This is a genomic window from Roseateles sp. P5_E4, from assembly GCF_054049255.1.
Map to the genome: position 1 here is coordinate 105,432 of NZ_JBFUMS010000005.1, position 15,989 is coordinate 121,420.

Annotated in this window: 14 protein-coding genes; 3 read left to right on the plus strand and 11 right to left on the minus strand. The window is 68.4% G+C overall.

Features of this window, described 5'->3' with window-relative positions:
• The first annotated feature begins 61 nt into the window (after positions 1–61).
• Positions 62–1,972, plus strand: coding sequence for a TonB-dependent receptor plug domain-containing protein (locus ACXJLH_RS11615; RefSeq protein ID WP_457444183.1), 1,911 nt, complete (start codon positions 62–64; stop codon positions 1,970–1,972).
• On the plus strand, positions 1,960–2,508 hold the full coding sequence (locus ACXJLH_RS11620; protein ID WP_457444185.1) for a YfiR family protein: 549 nt from the start codon (positions 1,960–1,962) through the stop codon (positions 2,506–2,508). Before ACXJLH_RS11615 ends, ACXJLH_RS11620 begins: the two co-directional genes overlap by 13 nt.
• Positions 2,509–2,520: 12 nt before the next feature.
• On the opposite strand, the gene trhO is transcribed toward ACXJLH_RS11620, so the two are convergent.
• From trhO to ACXJLH_RS11640, 4 genes are all read right to left on the minus strand, one after another.
• On the minus strand, positions 2,521–3,312 hold the full coding sequence (gene trhO / locus ACXJLH_RS11625) for an oxygen-dependent tRNA uridine(34) hydroxylase TrhO (protein WP_457444187.1): 792 nt from the start codon (positions 3,310–3,312) through the stop codon (positions 2,521–2,523).
• A gap of 9 nt (positions 3,313–3,321) precedes the next feature.
• Positions 3,322–3,906: a PEP-CTERM sorting domain-containing protein gene (locus ACXJLH_RS11630; protein WP_457444189.1), complete on the minus strand. Its 585-nt coding sequence runs from the start codon at positions 3,904–3,906 to the stop codon at positions 3,322–3,324.
• Positions 3,907–4,055: 149 nt separating this feature from the next.
• A complete protein-coding gene (locus ACXJLH_RS11635; protein ID WP_457389840.1) occupies positions 4,056–4,979 on the minus strand; it encodes a hypothetical protein in 924 nt (307 codons plus the stop codon).
• The gene (locus ACXJLH_RS11640) at positions 4,954–5,646 is read right to left on the minus strand and encodes a hypothetical protein (protein ID WP_457444191.1); all 693 of its coding nucleotides are present in this window, start codon (positions 5,644–5,646) and stop codon (positions 4,954–4,956) included. Before ACXJLH_RS11640 ends, ACXJLH_RS11635 begins: the two co-directional genes overlap by 26 nt.
• Positions 5,647–5,820: 174 nt before the next feature.
• Between ACXJLH_RS11640 and asd the strand changes: the two genes are divergently transcribed.
• The gene (gene asd / locus ACXJLH_RS11645; protein ID WP_457352270.1) at positions 5,821–6,657 is read left to right on the plus strand and encodes an archaetidylserine decarboxylase; all 837 of its coding nucleotides are present in this window, start codon (positions 5,821–5,823) and stop codon (positions 6,655–6,657) included.
• On the opposite strand, the gene ACXJLH_RS11650 is transcribed toward asd, so the two are convergent.
• From ACXJLH_RS11650 to ACXJLH_RS11680, 7 genes are all read right to left on the minus strand, one after another.
• On the minus strand, positions 6,599–8,896 hold the full coding sequence (locus tag ACXJLH_RS11650; RefSeq protein ID WP_457444192.1) for a putative bifunctional diguanylate cyclase/phosphodiesterase: 2,298 nt from the start codon (positions 8,894–8,896) through the stop codon (positions 6,599–6,601). The two genes, asd and ACXJLH_RS11650, sit on opposite strands and share 59 nt — an antisense overlap.
• 100 nt (positions 8,897–8,996) lie before the next feature.
• A complete protein-coding gene (locus ACXJLH_RS11655) occupies positions 8,997–10,400 on the minus strand; it encodes a glycoside hydrolase family 30 protein (RefSeq protein WP_457444194.1) in 1,404 nt (467 codons plus the stop codon).
• A 7-nt stretch (positions 10,401–10,407) separates the two neighbouring features.
• On the minus strand, positions 10,408–11,463 hold the full coding sequence (locus ACXJLH_RS11660) for an ABC transporter ATP-binding protein (RefSeq protein ID WP_457444196.1): 1,056 nt from the start codon (positions 11,461–11,463) through the stop codon (positions 10,408–10,410).
• Positions 11,460–12,323 (minus strand): carbohydrate ABC transporter permease, encoded by an 864-nt coding sequence (locus tag ACXJLH_RS11665; RefSeq protein ID WP_457444198.1) that lies wholly within the window; start codon positions 12,321–12,323, stop codon positions 11,460–11,462. The genes ACXJLH_RS11660 and ACXJLH_RS11665 overlap by 4 nt, the downstream gene beginning before the upstream one ends.
• Positions 12,323–13,198: a carbohydrate ABC transporter permease gene (locus ACXJLH_RS11670; protein WP_457444200.1), complete on the minus strand. Its 876-nt coding sequence runs from the start codon at positions 13,196–13,198 to the stop codon at positions 12,323–12,325. The genes ACXJLH_RS11665 and ACXJLH_RS11670 overlap by 1 nt, the downstream gene beginning before the upstream one ends.
• 2 nt (positions 13,199–13,200) lie before the next feature.
• Positions 13,201–14,433: an ABC transporter substrate-binding protein gene (locus ACXJLH_RS11675; protein ID WP_457444202.1), complete on the minus strand. Its 1,233-nt coding sequence runs from the start codon at positions 14,431–14,433 to the stop codon at positions 13,201–13,203.
• A gap of 132 nt (positions 14,434–14,565) precedes the next feature.
• The gene (locus tag ACXJLH_RS11680; protein ID WP_457444204.1) at positions 14,566–15,930 is read right to left on the minus strand and encodes a GH1 family beta-glucosidase; all 1,365 of its coding nucleotides are present in this window, start codon (positions 15,928–15,930) and stop codon (positions 14,566–14,568) included.
• Positions 15,931–15,989 lie beyond the last annotated feature (59 nt).

The window sequence follows — 15,989 nt, forward strand, 5'->3', positions numbered from 1 at the left end:
TTGTTATGCTGGCGCGACCAGTCCGGGTCATTTCAGACCTCCGACGACAGGGAGGTGATCCGTGCGCCAGCCAACTGACGAGGACAAGCCTCGCCCCACCCGCCGCCGAGCCGGCGGCAGCGCCGTGCTGCTGGCGCTGCTGGCCTCCCCCGCAACGGCGCAGGACCTGAGCGATCTGTCGCTGGAGCAGCTGTCCAACATCGAAATCAGCTCGGTGTCGCGGCGTATCGAGAAGCTGGCGCAGGTGCCGGCTTCGCTGTACGTGATCAGCGCCGAGGCGATACGCCGCTCAGGCGCGCGCAGCCTGCCCGAGGCGCTGCTGCTGGCGCCCAACCTGCAGGTCGCGCGGCTCAACGCCAACCAGTACGCCATCAGCGCCCGGGGCTTCAACGACTCGGTGGGCAACAAGCTGCTGGTGCTGATCGACGGCCGCACGGTCTACGCGCCCTATTTCTCGGGTGTGCAATGGGACCAGCAGGACGTGCTGCTGGACGACGTCGCCCGCATCGAGGTCATCAGCGGCCCGGGCGGCAGCGTCTGGGGCACGAACGCGGTCAATGGGGTGATCAACATCATCCGCCGGCCGGCCGCGGACACGGGGCTGCTGCTGCGCGCCGACGCCGGCACCGACGAGCGCTCGGCCGCGCTGCGCCTCGGCGGCAAACTGCCGCTGCAAGGCGACTGGCGCGCCTACGCCAAGCTGCTGCAGCGCGATGCCACCGAGACCGAAGCCGGCGTGGCCGTGACGGACAAGTCGCGACGCTGGCAACTGGGCTGGCGCGCCGACTGGCTGAGCGGTGAGGACGGGCTGACCGTGCAGGGCGACGTCTACCGCGGCGATACGGCAGGCCGCCTGAGTGGCACACGCAACCTCGGCGGCGTCAGCACGTCGGGGCAGAACCTGCTGGCGCGCTGGACTGGCCGGCTGGACGGCGGCTCGCGGCTGCGCCTGCAGGCCTACTACGACCATGTGCGGCGCGAGGACACGATCCTGTACAGCCCGCGCTTCACGGTGCTGGACCTGGAGGCGCAGCACAGCTTGGCCTGGGGCGCGCACCAGATCGACTGGGGCGGCGGCTGGCGGAGCTCGCGCGACCACATCGCGCCGGGGCTGGTGTTCGGCTTCGTGCCCGAAAGCGCGCGGCAGCAATGGCACAACCTGTTCGTGCAGGACGAGCTGAACCTGGCAGACGGCTGGCGGCTGACGGCGGGCACGAAGTTCGAGCACAACGACTACACCGGCTGGGAGACGCTGCCGTCGCTGCGCCTGGCCTGGTCGCCGTCGGCGCGCTGGCAGTGGTGGGCCTCGCTGTCGCGCGCGGTGCGCGCGCCGGCCCGGCTGGACCGCGACCTGCGCCTGCCGCCCAAGCCGCCCTTCATCATCGCGGGCGGGGCCGACTTCGTGTCGGAGGTCGCGCGCGTGGTCGAGCTGGGCCACCGCGGCCAGCCGAGCAGCACGCTGAGCTATGCGCTGACGCTGTACCAGCATGACTGGCAGAAGCTGCGCAGCGGCCAGCCGCCGCCCAACGCCGTGGTGCAGAACATGATCGCCGGCAACAGCTGGGGCCTGGAAGCCTGGGCGCACTGGCAGCCGCTGCCCTGGCTGCGCTGGAGTGCCGGCTTCAATGCCCTGCAACAAGATCTGGCCGTGCAGCCGGGCAGCCGCGACCCGGTGGGGCCGTCCGCGCTGGGCAACGACCCGCCGCGGCAATGGCAGCTGCGCGCCACGCTGCAGCCGGCGGATCGCCATGAGCTGGACGTGGCGCTGCGCCATGTCGCCGCGCTGCCGAAGCCGGCCGTGCCCGCCTACACGGTGCTGGACTTCAACTACGGCTGGCGCGCCACCCCCACGCTGGCGCTGACGCTGGGCGGCCGCAACCTGCTGCATGGCCGCCATGCCGAGGCCAATGCTGCGCCGGGCCGCAGCGTCTTCGGGCCCGAGGCCTACGCGCAACTGCGGTGGACCCCGTGACACCGGCGCGGCGCAGGCCGCTGCTGGCCTTCGCGCTGGGCTTGCTGACGGCCGGCATGAGCCATGCACAGACCGACGATGCCGGCGGCGAGGTGCGCATCAAGGCCGAGTTCCTCTACAAGTTCACGGCCTATGTGGATTGGCCCGACGGCGCGCTGGGTGCTATCGATGCGCCCTTTGTCATCGGCGTGCAGGGCTCGGAAGCCATGCTCGGCGAGCTGAGCCAGACCCTGCAGGGGCGCACGGTGCAGGCGCGGCCGGTGCAGGTGCGGCGCGTGCGCGCGGCCGATGCCGACCCGGCCGTGCACCTGCTATTCCTGGCTCAGGGCGAGGCGGCCAGCTCGCGACGCGGGCTGCTATTGGTCGGCGAGGGCACGTCCGGCGAGGCGCCGCCGCGCGCCAGCGCCATTCAATTCATGGTCATTGGCGGACGCGTGCGTTTTGATGTGCTGCTCGACAGCGCCGAACGTGCCGGCCTGCGTCTGAGTTCGCGGTTGTTGTCCGTCGCGCACAAGGTACATGCGACGGCGCGCTGAGGCCGGCTCGCCTCAGCCCTCGGGATCCAGCCGCCGCGCCCGCGCCAGCCGCCAGGCATCCGCGGGGTCGGTGAAGACAGCTTCCGCCGTCGTGCCCGTCTCGCGGCCCGCGGCGTCGATGGCGATGCGCTTGTCGAAGACATAGCACTCGCCCTGCCATGCGTCGGTGTCGTCCGGAAACGACTCGAGATAGTTCAGGATGCCGCCGTCGAGCTGGGCGACCTTGAGCCCCCGGGCCTGCATCCAGGCCGCCGTCTTCTCGCAGCGGATGCCGCCGGTGCAGTACATCGCCACCGTCTTGCCCTGCCATTCGTCGCGATGCGCCTCCACATAGGCCGGGAAGTCGCGGAAGTGGGCCACGCCGGGGTCGATGGCGCCGCGGAAGCGCCCCAGCTTGAACTCGAAGGTGTTGCGGTTGTCGAGGACGACGGTGGCGGGGTCGGCCAGCAGTTCGCGAAAGCGCTGCGGGCTGACATGGGTGCCGGTGTCTTCGCCGCTGACGCCAGGGATGCCGAAGGCGACGACCTCGCGCTTGACGGAGACCTTGAGGCGGCTGAAAGGCAAGCGCTCGCAGGCGTTGTGTTTGACGTGCAGGTCGGCAAAGCCCGGCCGGGCCTGAAGTTCCCCCTCGAAGGCCTGGACGGCATCAACCGTGCCCGCGACAGCCGCGCTCAGGCCTTCACTCGCCACCAGGATGACGCCACCCAAGCCATGAGCGACCTCACGAAGCCAAGCCGCCAGCGCCGAGGGATCTTCTATGGGCGTGAAACGGTAGAAAGAGCTATGAGCAAAGGCGAGGGACACCCGGGGATTTTATCGACGCTCCCGGGCCCGCGAGATGCGGGCACTCATGCCGACGGCAATCAGGCCCGCTGCCAACAGACCCCAGGAGGCAGGTTCCGGAGCAGGTGAATAGATGATCGTCAACGCGCTCGACGCCGGCAACGGATCCTGACGGCACACTGAGCCGGAAACCCAATAGGAGCAGGTGTTCCCGATCTCAGCCACGATCGTCGGCGAGATGGCGACGCCGGGATTCGGTAAACCGGGCCCGTAAGGTGCGCCGGGAACGAAAGAGAACCGCAGGGCCTCGAAGGTCACCGATTGGCCGGGTGCGATGGGGCTCTGCACACCCAGAATCGCCGGCGTCAGCACGTTGCCGTTCGGGTCCATGACGAGACCGAGGAAAAAGCCAAACGAGTTCGCGTCAACAAAGGCCCACCCGATGTTCTCATCGGACGTCGAGTGGTTGGTGAGGGTCACGAAGACCGACGGACTGTCAGCCAAGTTGAGGACCGGCTTCGTGAAAGACCAGCTCCAATCCACTGTGGCGTGCGCCGCGGTCGCGCTCAGCAGCGCGGCGCAGGCCAGGGTCAATGATGTCAAAAGTCTGCGCATGGACAACTCCCTGTCGTCGTATTGCTCGCTTTGGATCGAGCATGTTTTCAAGCGGCGCCAGAATAACTCGGGTCGACGCTGCCAGCGTCCCGTACTCTGGCGCTCACCCTAGGATGGCGCTGGCAAGCCCTGCCCGCTGGACGGCCCGTTCAGCCGGGCGCCGAGGCCGCTTCGCTGGCGACCGGCGCCGCTCGTGGCGGCGCTGGGACTGCGGCGGGGCAGCCCGCCTCAGCTTCCGGTGGGTTGGACAGCGGCACCGACTTCAATTCGCCGGTCAGCGTCCTGAGCAGGGCCCGCCCGCAGCGCTGCTGCAGCACCTGGGCGCGCTCCATGCGCTCCCGACGACCTTCGAGGTAGCGAACCGTGCGGTGGCGCCCTTCATCCGCCGCATTGGGCGGCAGATCGCCGGCCAGCGCCTCTGCCGCCATCGCCAGCAGCTGGGCCGTGCGCCGGACCAGCAGTTCGCCTTCCTTGCTGGACCAGGCCTCCACCGCGTTTTCCTCCAGCAAGGGGTCGGACACGACGGTGACCGCTGCACGGCGCTGCGGGTTCGGCACCGATGCGTCGCGCCAGCCGGCTTCCGCCTGCACGATCAGTGCACGGCTGTCCTGCGTCATCCAGAACGCCGGCACCAGCTCGAGCCGCCAGCGCGCCTCGGCCATGGGCGTGGCGGCGCCGGACAGGAAGCCGCGCGCCTGCGTCATCAGGCCCTCCGGCGTCATCAGGGCCACGATGCCCTGATAAGGCGCCACCACCAAGTCGGCCCGCTGCTGCAGCTTGTTGGCCTGCGCCCGTTGCACGCCCTCGTTGACGGCGGCATGGGTCAGTATGGCCACGAGCAGGCCGGCGGCGTTCGGCGCCGGGTACATCATCTGCCCCGTGTTGACGCCGGCGCCATCCCGGTCCAGCACACCACGGAATTCGACGCCGGGCCGCGCCAGGCTGTCCCAGCCCAGCGCCCAGCTGTCACCGCGCGCCTGCGCCCCCACCCCGCAGGGCAGCAGCATCGCCGCGAGGATCAGTGCCCGGCGCAGATGCCGGCCACCCTCATTGCAGCGGCTTGAGGACGGCATCCTTGCCAAGCTCCAGGGCCTCGAAATAGGCATTGGTCAGGCCCGGGAACTTGGGCGGCTGGTCCCAGGCAGTTGCCGCAGCGGCCTTGTTGATGTCGATGGGCTTGTACCAATCCAGCGCGTTGGTGCGCAGATCCACCATGTAGGCCACGCCCTTGAAGACGGCCTTGGGCTCGGCCGTCGGCACATAGGCCGAATAGTTGCGCCACACGCCCAGGGCGTTGATCTGGATGACCAGCAGGCGATCGACACCGTGCTTGTCGCGCAGGCCGCGGAAGTCCTGGCGCGCGAAGTTCACGGCGTCACCACTGAACTTGGGCAGGTCATCGAGCTTCAGATCGGTGGCCAGGGCCGTCGCGCTGCCGCCGCTCTTGACGATGAAGGACGCGGCCTGGTCCTTCAGCGTGGCCAGGTCTTCCAGCGGCAGGGTGCGGACATAGCCTGTCAGCGTGCTGTGGGCAGCGTTCGCCACGCCCAGGCAAAGCAGGCAACCGGCGCCCGGAAACTCGGTGTCCACCTTGGGCAGTGCCGTCATCACGACGCCCACCTTGCCCGAACCGCCACCGATGGCGGCCTTGTTGAGCGGCACCGGGTTTTGCGGCTTGGACGCGCAGCCCGTCAAAACGACCAGCCATGCGGCGGCCAATCCCATCATCCATTTGCGCATGAAATCTCCCTGAATCTGTTCGAGGTCTGCGTCCGCCATGCGATGGCGTCGCGCCGGCGCGGATGATGTCGCAAAGTCACCATGCCGCAAGCCGCCCGGGGCCCCAGACTTTCCCTCAGCCGGGGGCTTCCTAGAATCCAAGGCCTGCCCGCTCAAGCCCGCTCAAGCCCGCTCATGTCCGACCGCCTCAAAGTCCTGCCCCAATACCTGATGCCCAAGCAGGCGATGACGCGCCTGGCCGGGCATTACGCGTCCAAGCCGCTGGGTGGCGTGACGACCTCGGTCATCCGCCGCTTTGTCGGGCGCTACGGCGTCAACATGGCCGAGGCGGCCGAGCCCGACATCACGGCCTACAAGACCTTCAACGACTTCTTCACCCGGGCGCTGAAACCCGGTGCCCGGCCGCTGGCCGATGCTTCACTGATCTGCCCGGTGGACGGCTCGATCAGCCAGGTGGGCCGCATCCAGGGCGACCAGATCTTCCAGGCCAAGGGACAGGCCTTCACGACGACGGCCCTGGTCGGCGGCGACGCGCAGCTCGCGGCGCGGTTCAAGGACGGCCTGTTCGCCAACCTCTACCTCAGCCCCAAGGACTACCACCGCATCCACATGCCGGCCGCCGGGCGGCTGGTGCGCATGGTGCATGTGCCGGGCGAGCTGTTCTCGGTGAACCCGACGACGGCGCGCGGCGTGCCGGGGCTGTTTGCGCGCAACGAGCGCGTCGTCTGCGTGTTCGATGACGACACCTTGGGTCGCTGGGTGCTGGTGCTGGTCGGCGCCACCATCGTCGGCAGCATGGCCACGGTCTGGCATGGCGTCATCAACCGCGCCGGCCCGGTACGCGAGTGGGACTACACACCTGGACAAGCGACGCTGGCCCAGGGCGACGAGATGGGCCGTTTCCTGCTCGGCTCCACGGTCGTCATGCTGTTCGAGAACAGCGGCCTGCAGTTCAACCCGGCGTGGCAACCGGGAGGCTCGGTCCGGATGGGTGAGCTGATGGCGAGCTGAGAAGCGCCGCAGCTGCAGCGGGCGCCAGGGGCTTGGCCAACAGCCAGCCCTGCAGATGTGTGCAGCCCAAGGCCTCGACCTCGGCGGCCTGCGCCTCGGTCTCGACGCCTTCCGCCACGATGGCCAGGCCCAGCGCCTGGGCCAGCACGCAGGCCGCGCGCACGACGGCGCCGGCGGACGGCTCGGGCAGTGGGTCGATCATGCTGCGATCAAGCTTGAGTGTGGTGATGGGCAGGCGGCGCAGCAGGGTCAGCGAGCTCTGACCGGTGCCGAAGTCGTCGAACGCCACGCCCACGCCGGCGTCGCGCAGCCGGGCAAGCTGGGGCAGCACACGGTCCATGTGCGTCATCGCGGCGGTCTCGGTGATCTCGACCTCGATCAGCGTCGGCGCCAAGCCATGCGCGCGCACCAGGTCCAGCACCCAATCGGCAAAGCCGGTGTCCTCGAACTGCAGCGGCGACACATTCACGGCCACCGGCATCACGGCCAGGCCCTGCTGCTGCCAGGCACGCAGTTGCTGGGCCGCCTGGCGCAGGATCAGCGCGCCGAGCGGCACGATCTGGCCGGTGCGCTCGGCGGCGGGAATGAAGTCCGCCGGGCTGACGCGGCCGCGCCCGGGGCGCTGCCAGCGCACCAGGGCCTCGAAGCCCGCCAGGCGGCGCGTGCCGGCCTCGAACTTCGGCTGGTAGTCGAGCTGGAACTCCTCGCGCTCGATGGCCGCGGCCAGGGCCTGTTCGATCTCCAGCAGGCCGCCCGCCGCTGCCGACATGCCGGGCCGAAAGGCAACGACGGCCGCGCCGGCCTGCTGCTTGGCCTGGTGCATGGCCACATCGGCCGCACGCAGCAGGGCCGCGCCGTCCCGGCCATGGGCGGGAAAAAGCGCGATGCCGACCGACAGGTGCACATACAAGGCCCGGTGGGCAACGGCAAAGGGCGCGTTCATCAGCGCCAGCAGGCGCTGGCCAACCAGCAGGGCGCCCGCGTCGTCATCGACGCCGGGCTGCAGCAGCAGGAACTGGTCTTCGCCCAGTCGTGCCAGCAGGGCCTCGGGCGGCAGGGCCTCGCGCAGGCGTGTCGCGATGGCCTGCAGCAGCGCGTCGCCGGTCTCGTGGCCCAGGCTTTCGTTGACGAGCTGGAAGCGGTCCAGGTCGGCCGACAGCAGCGCGAATCCCGGGCTGCCGGGCACCGTCAGCTCGGCCAGGCGGGCCAGGGCGGCGTGGCGGTTGGGCAGGTCGGTCAGCTCGTCATGCAGGGCCTGGCGGCGCAGCGCCTCGATGGCGCGCTGGCGCGCGGTGTCGTCCAGCATCAGCACCAGCAGGGCCGGCCCACCCTCCCATTCGATATAGCTGGAGCTGCCACGCAGATAGACGGCCTGGCCATCGCTGCGGTAGCGCTCGCCCTCCCAGGCGATCTGGCCGCTGCGCTCCTGCAGCAGGCGTTGGTAGCGGGCGCGCGCGGCCTCGATGTCGGAAGTGGCGATCAGCGGGCCGATGGGGCCGATGTCCTCCACGCGGTCGAAACCGAACATGGCCAGCGCCGCCGGGTTGGCATAGACGGCCCGCGACTCGCGCACGACAAGCAGACCCTGCATGGACTGCTCGTAGAGCTGGCGCAGCTGCGAATTGACTCGCTGCGTCTCGTGATGGGCGCGGCGCACCGACAGCAGGATCAGCGCCATGGCCAGCACGGCCTGCACATAGGTACCGAGGATGTGGGTGATGGGAGAGCGGGCCAGCGGGTCCAGCAGCGGGCCGCTGAGGTGCACCAGGCCGGAGGCCGCAAAGCAGCCGGCGACGAAGCGCTCGCCGGTCGCCCCATCCCGCCACAGCCAGGCGGCGGCCAGCCAGGCGCCGGCGGTCAGGATCAGGGCAGCGGCAACGACGGCATGGCGCTGCTGCACCAGCGCCAGCGCCAGGATGAAGCCGAGCAGGGACGCGAACAGCGGCGCGTTGCGCCGCCAGCGCCAGAGCCGGCCGCGGTAGCGCGCCGCGCCAGCCAGTTGCAGAGCCAGCGAGGCGATGACGGCCGCCGTCGCCACGGTGGCCTGGAGCTTGTAGTGCACGGACTCCGGGTCCGGCGGCACGAGGGCGATGCCCAGCGTGAGGCCCACGGCGAGCAGGACATGGCTCCAGCCCCAGTCGCTGATGTGGGGATGACCAGGCTCCAGCCGCGCCAGCACCAGCAGCGCCACGCCAAGCAGGGCGATCAAGCTGGTGCTGATCAGCAGGGATCCCGTCATCGGCCCATCCTAGCCAGGATGGGCCGCGCCACGTGACATCAGTCACGCGCCGAGTCGTTAGAACTCAGGACGGATGTCACGCGCGGCCAGCGCCCAACGGTCACCAGGTGAAGGTCACGACGCCGCTGGCCGGCAGCTCGTAGCTGAAGCGCTGGCCCGGCGCCTGCACCGTGAAGCGGCGGGGCGCGCCGGCGGAGTTGCTGACGATCAGCGCCGTGCTGCCATCCGGGTTCGTGAACGCGACGTGGTCCAGGCCCGTCTTCTTGCCCTCGCCGCCTTCCGAGTCGATGCGCCGTGCGCCCTGCTGCACGAAACGGCTGGCGTGGCCGAAGGCGTAGTACTCGATGTTGCGCGTGACCTTGCCGCTCTTGGGGTCGATGGTGACGACGCCACGGCAGTCCTTGCAACCGCCCAGGTGCGGGCCGTATTGCGGGTCCAGCGCCAGGTTCCACATCAGCACGCCACGCGCGCCGTGGCGGGTGCTGCCGATGATGAGGTTGCGCGTGATCCAGGGCAGTGTCTCGGCCCACTGCGGCTTCCATTCGCCGCCGGAACACTCGGTGAACCAGACGTCCAGCTCCGGGAAGTGCTGGGCCACCTGCGACTGCGCGGACACGTCCCCCGCATAGCAATGCCAGGCCACGCCCGACACATATTGGCGCGCCGTGGCATCGGACAGCATGGACAGCGGGCTCCACGGCTCGTCCCAGTTGTGATCCCACTCCAGGATCTGCGTCTTCAGGCCTTGGGCTTTGAGCAACGGGCCGAGGTGCTGGCCGACGACGGTCGCGCGCGTGGCCGGCGTCATGCGCATGCCGGGGTAGTCGGGCGGCTCGAAGTGCGGCTCGTTCTGCAGCGTCAGCGCAAAGATGGGCACGCCCTCGGCGCGCATGCTCTCGACGTAGCGCACCATGTAGCGGGCAAAGGCGCCGTAGAACTCGGGCTTGAGCTGCCCCTGCACGAGGCTGTCGGTCGTCTTCATCCAGCCCGGCGCGCTCCATGGCGAGGCCATCACCTGCAGTTTGGGGTTGAGCGCCAGGGCCCGCTTGACGGCGGGGATGACGTCGGCGCGTTCGGTGTTGAGAGAGAAGTTCTTCCGCTCGGGGTCGGTCTGGCCCGGCGGCATGTCGTCGAGGCTGTAGTGGCGGCGCGAGAAGTCCGATGCGCCGATCGTGAGCCGAGTCAACTCGAAGCCCAGGCCCTTACCGTCATTCCCCTCGCGCGTGAACAGCTCGCGCATCAGCGCGTCGCGCTGGGGCTCGCTCATGCCGTGGCGGATCAGCCAGGCCGAGCCCTCGGTGATGGCCGCTCCGAAGCCGGCGATGCGCTGGTGCTGGCGCTTCGGATCGATGCGGATCACGGCATCGGCCTTGTTGGCGGACTTGCTCACTTCGCTTGGCGCCAGCAACTGCTGCTGGTCGGCGGTCGTCAGAAAAGCCCGCACAGTTTCAGCGTTAGCGACGCTGGCGAGCGCGGCTGTCAGGGCGAGCAGAAGGATCTTCATGGCGGTTTCAGCTCAGGCGTTGTTCACTGGCGGCGTCGAAGACGCTGAGCGCCGACTCGTCGATGTCGAAGGCCAGCTCGTCGCCGGCCAAGATGCGGCGGCCGTCGTGCACCAGGACCGAGAAGCCCTGCTCGCCCAGCTTCATCCAGACGACCTGGTGGTTGCCCATGGGCTCGACCAATTGCACGGTCGCGCGCCAGCGGCCATCCGACTGCAGGCGCACGTGCTCGGGCCGCACGCCGAGCACGAGGCTCTGGCCGGCCTTCGCACGCCCCTCGGCCAGCCGCAGAGGCAGTGCGCCTTCAAGCGAGCGGCCGTCGGCACCGACCTGGGCCGGCACCATGTTGATGGCGGGCGCGCCGAGGAAGCCGGCGACGAAGAGATTGGCCGGGCGCTCGTAGACTTCGCTGGGCGTACCGATCTGCTGGATGACGCCGCTCTTCATGACGACGATGCGCGAGGCCAGCGTCATGGCCTCGACCTGGTCGTGGGTCACATAGATCATCGTGTTGCCCAACGTCTGGTGCAGCAGCTTCAATTCGCGGCGCAGCTCGGCGCGCAGCTTGGCGTCGAGGTTGGACAGCGGCTCGTCGAACAGGAAGACGCCGGCCTCGCGCACCAGCGCCCGGCCGATGGCGACGCGCTGGCGCTGGCCGCCGGACAGCTGAGCCGGCTTGCGGCTAAGAAGCGGCGTCAGCTGCAGCATGTCGGCCGCGCGCTTCACGCGGCGCTCGATCTCGGCCTTGGGGATACCGGCCACGCGCGGGCCGAAGGACATGTTGCGCTCCACCGTCATCGTCGGGTACAGCGCATAGCTCTGGAAGACCATGCCGATGCCGCGCTCGGAGGGCTCAGCGTCGGTCATGTCCTGGCCGCCGATGTGGATGCTGCCTGCGCTCACGTCGATGAGGCCGGCGATGCTGTGCAGCAGCGTCGACTTGCCGCAGCCCGAAGGGCCGAGCAGCACGAGGAATTCGCCCTCGACGACCTGGAGGTCCAGGTTCTTGATGACCTCGTTGTGGCCGAACTTGATGCTCAGACCTTGGATGTTCACGCCACTCATTTGACTGCGCCCGCTGCAATGCCGCGCACGAACCAGCGGCCGGAAATCAGATAGACCAACAGGGGCACGGCGGACGTCAGGATCGTCGCGGCCATGTTGAGGTTGTAGAGACGCTCACCGGTCGTCGTGTTGATGACGTTGTTGAGCTGCACCGTCATCGGCTGGTTCTCGCGGCCGGCGAAGGTCAGGCCGAGGATGTAGTCGTTCCACACGCCGGTGATCTGCATGATGGCCGCGACGATCAGCATCGGCGTGGACATCGGCAGCACCAGCTGCACGAAGATGCGCCAGAAGCCGCCGCCGTCCACGCGCGCCGCCTTGAACAGCTCGGTCGGCAGGCTGGCGTAGTAGTTGCGGAACAGCAGCGTCATGATGGGCATGGCGAACACCAGGTGCACGGCGACGATGCCGGGCAGGCTGCTGTAGATGCCGATGGCTGCCTCGAGCTTGACGAGCGGATAGATCATCACCTGGATGGGGATGAAGGCGCCCATCATCAGCACGCCGAACAGCCACTGGCCGCCCTTGGGCTTCCACCAGGAGAGCGCATAGCCGTTGATGGCCCCAAGCAGAATGGGCAGGATGACCGACGGCACCGTGATGGCCACCGAGCTCCAGAAGCCGCCGCGAATGCCTTCGCAGCTGACGCCCGTGCAGGCTTCGCTCCAGGCGGCACGCCAGGCGCCCAGCGAGGGCGCCGACGGCAGCGCGAAGATCTGGCCGAGGCGGATCTCCTCCATGCTTTTGAACGAGGTCGTCAGCATCACGTACAGCGGCAGCAGGAAGAAGGCCGCGGCGAAGAGCAGGAAGGCGTAGACGCCGATGCGGGCCCACAGCGCCGTTGCTTTGCGCTTGCTCATCAGTGGCCTCCCTTCGCTGCCTGCCGGCTGCGCGCGTAGGCGAGCGGCGCGACCAAGGCGAGGACCGTGAGCAGCAGCACCACGGCACCCGCCGAAGCCAGTGCCAGGTTGGCGCGGCCGAACAGGTGGTCCATGATGAACTTGGCCGGCACATCGCTGGCCGTGCCGGGGCCGCCCTGGGTCATGGCGACGACCGTGTCGAAGACCTTGACGACGCCGGTGGCCAGCAGCGTGAAGACGGTCGCCAGCGTCGGGCCCATCATGGGCAACACGACGGACAGATACACGCGCCAGGTCGGAATGCCGTCCAGCCGCGCCGCCTTCCAGATCTCCTCGTCGATGCCGCGCAGGCCGGCGAGCATCAACGCCATCACCAGCCCCGCACCCTGCCAGGTGCCGGCGATGACGACGGTGTAGATGACCATGTCCTGGTCAACGATCCAGTCGAAGCTGAAATCCTTCCAGCCCATCTGCTGCATCGCGTTCTGCAGGCCGCTGTCGGGGTTGAGCACCCATTGCCAGACCAGGCCGGTCGCGACGAAGGACATCGCATACGGGTACAGGAAGGCGGTGCGCAGCACGCCCTCGCCGCGCACCTTCTGGTCGATGAAGACGGCCAGCAGAAAGCCCAGCAGCATGGCCGCGACGATGTAGAGCACGCCGTAGACGGCGAGGTTGTGGATGGCGAGCTGCCAGCGATCGTTGTCGAGCAGGCGTTCAAACTGCTGCAGTCCGACGAAGTCGTCCTTGGGGAAGGTGCGCGAGCTGGACACGGAGGTGCGCAGCGTCCACAGCACCGTGCCGACATAGCCGACGAGAACGATGACGGCCAGGGGCAGCAGCGCGCCCCAGGCCGCGAGGGAACGGCGTTTCATCGTCAGGACTTCAGCGCGTTGACGATGTCCTTCTGGACCTTCTCGACCGGAATGTTGCGGTTCCAGTAGCTCGTCAGCACGTCCTGCAGGGCGCCGTTCTGGTCGGGCGTGATGTAGATCTCGCCGTTGCCGAGCTGGCGCGACTTGTCCTTCATCGCGGCCACGCCCATCTGGGCGCACATGTCCATCTGGCTGACGTCGACGTCGGTGCGGATGGGGATGGAGCCCTTCTTCATGCTGAAGGCGACTTGCGTGGCGGGCTGGGTGATGACGCTGGCCAGCAGCTGCTGGGCCTTGACCTGGTCGGGCTTGTCGGTCTTGGGGAAGACCATCACGTCGCCCTGGATGATGTAGGGCGCCTTGGGGCCGAAGCCCGGCGCGCAGCCGTAGTCCTTGCCGGCCTCCTGCTTGGCCTGGGCGAACTCGCCCTTGGCCCAGTCACCCATGATCTGCACGCCGCCGCGGCCGCTGATCAGCATGGCGGTGGCATCGTTCCAGTTGCGGCCCGGCGAGCCCTTGTCGGTGTAGCTCTGCAGGCGCTTGAAGGCCAGCAGCACCTTCTTGAAGTCCTCGCCCAGGATGGCCTTGGGGTCGCGGTCGCGAAAGATCTTCAGGTAGAGATCACGGCCGCCGTAGTGGGCCAGCGTCGCCGTGAAAACAATGCCGTCCTGCCAGGGCTGGCCGCCATGGGCCAGCGGCACAAGGCCGGCGGCCTTGAGCTTGTCCAGCGCCCCAAACAGCTCATCGAAGTTCTTGGGCTCTTCCGCGATGCCGGCCTTCTTGAAGGCGGCCTTGGAGAACCAGAACCAGGTCATGTTGTGGATGTTGACCGGCGCGGCGTAGTAGTGGCCGTTGACGCGGATGGCGCTCAGCACGGTCTCGGGCAGGAACTTGTCCCAGCCGTCGCGCTGGGCCACCGCGTCGACGTTGTTCAGCAGGCCCTGGTCGACGATGTCGCGGAACTGCTGGGTGGTGTTGAACTGGGCGGCCGTGGGCGGGTTGCCGCCGGCAATGCGGTTGATGGCGACCGAGCGAGCCTGCTCGCCCAGGGCGACAGCCGTGTCGACCCAGATGCCGCCCTGGGCCTTGTAGGCCTCGGCCAGGGTCTTGGCGGCGGCGGACTCGCCCCCCGAGGTCCACCAGTGGATGACTTCGGCCTTGAGGGGTTCGGCGGCGTTGGAAGCGGTTGCAACGAGCAGCGCAACAGCGGCCAGGGCATGGCGGGGGAACTTCATCTTGTCTCCGGATCTTGTGGGGCAGCGTGCGCAGTTTGCCCTGGCGCGGCTGAACGCGCCTGAGGGAGGACCCTGTAATATTTCATTTAGAAACCGCCTGTACCCTTTAAATAAAGGGCGCCATGCCGTTAATCATTCGTTCAGAAACCGGCCGTACCAGAGGCCGCTGTCCTTCAGTGTGCGCTTCTGGGTGGCGTAGTCGACATAGGCGATGCCGAAGCGGCGCAGATAGCCCTCGGCCCATTCGAAGTTGTCCAGCAGGCTCCAGGCGAAGTAGCCCTTGACCGGCACGCCGGCGTCCATGGCCTGCCGTACGGCGGCCAGATGGCGCTGCAGATAGGACAGGCGCTCGGCGTCGTGCACGCGGCCGTCGGGCGTCAGCACGTCCTCGAAGGTGGAACCGTTCTCGGTCAGCTGGATGAGGGGCGGGTTGTAGTCGCGCTGGATGCGGGTCAGCAGGTCAACCAGCCCCTGTGGCGAGATCTCCCAGCCGAAGCCGGTGCGTTCGACGCCCTCGCGCTCCACCAGGCTGGCACGCATCGGGCCACCGGCCGGATCGTCCTTGACCATCTCGGGGAAGTAGTAGTTGACGCCGAGGAAGTCGGTCGCGGTGGCTATTGCCGCCAGGTCGCCGGCCTCCACCTTGGGCGCGGCATTTCCGGATGACGCGAGCAGCGCCAGCGTGTCTTCGGGATAGCCGCGGCCGAACAGCGGGTCGAGGAACCAGCGGTTGCGCAGGCCATCGTGGCGTTTCAGTGCAGCGGCGTCCTCGGCGCTATCGGATGCGGCGGTGATGGGGTGCAGGCTGAGCGTGATGCCGACTTGGGCGCCGGCCGAGTTCTTGCGAATCAGCGGGATGGCCTGGCCATGCGACAGCAGCACGTGGTGGCAGGCTTGCATCGCATCGGCCAGGCTCTTGCCGCCGGGCGCATGCACGCCCTCCCAGTAACCCATCATGCAGGAGCACCAGGGTTCGTTGTGCGTGATCCAGTGCTTGACACGGTCGCCCAGGCGGCGCGTGACGATGTCGGTGTATTCGAGAAAGGCGCCGACCGTGTCGCGCGAGAGCCAGCCGCCTTGCTCCTGCAGCGGCTGCGGCAGGTCCCAGTGGTAGAGCGTGGCCCAGGGGTCCAGGCCGCGCTCCAGCATGCCGTCCACCAGCCGGTCGTAGAAGGCCAGGCCCGCTTCGTTCACGGCGCCCCGCCCTGTAGTTCCGTTTGGAAGAATGCGCGGCCAGGCGATGGAGAAGCGGTAGGCGTTGACGCCCAGAGCCTTCGCCATGTCCAGGTCCCGCGGGAACAGGTGGTAATGATCGCAGGCCACCAGCGCGTTGGAGCCGTCGCGGATGCGGCCGGGCTCGCTGCAGAAGCGGTCCCAGATGGACTCGCCCTTGCCGTCCTCGCGGCCGGCGCCCTCGATCTGGAAGGATGAGGTGGACACGCCCCAACGGAAGTCGGCGGGGAAGTCTTGGCGTTTCGGGGCGGTGTGGGAGCTCATGCTTCGAATGGGAGGCGCCGGCAGCGCGGCCGGCGCGGGTTCAGGGGACTGGGAAATCG